This window comes from Bradyrhizobium sp. Kon37, from assembly GCF_055807535.1.
The window spans coordinates 1-439 of record NZ_JBVVOY010000139.1; the positions used below are offsets into that span (position 1 = coordinate 1).

2 pseudogenes are annotated in these 439 nt (G+C 48.5%); both read right to left on the minus strand.

From position 1 onward, the window contains the following. Positions 1–95 (minus strand): annotated as a pseudogene (gene rzoD / locus AC0L3J_RS37475) (prophage lysis lipoprotein RzoD); the annotation flags it as partial. Further along, positions 64–393: pseudogene (locus AC0L3J_RS37480) on the minus strand (lysis protein); the annotation flags it as partial. The pseudogenes AC0L3J_RS37480 and rzoD, both read right to left, overlap by 32 nt. Between the last annotated feature and the right edge of the window lie 46 nt (positions 394–439).

The following is a 439-nucleotide window of genomic DNA, read 5'->3' on the forward strand; positions in this document are numbered from 1 at the left end:
GGCTTCACGCACTGACTGACAGACTGCTTTGATGTGCAACCGACGACGACCAGCGGCAACATCATCACGCAGAGCATCATTTTCAGCTTTCGCATCAGCTAACTCCTTCGTGTATTTTGCATCGAGCGCAGCAACATCACGCTGACGCATCTGCATCTCAGTAATTGCCGCGTTCGCCAGCTTCAGTTCTCTGGCATTTTTGTCGCGCTGTTCTTTGTAGGCGATGGCGTTATCACGGTAATGATTAACACCCCTTGACAGGCAGACACCGCTGAACGGGATTATTTCACCCTCAGAGAGAGGCTGATCACTATGCAAAAACAACTGGAAGGAACCCAGAAGTATATTAATGAGCAGTGCAGATAGAGCTGACCATATCGATGGGCAACTCATGCAATTATTTTGAGCAATACACACGCGCTTCCAGCGGAGTATAAAT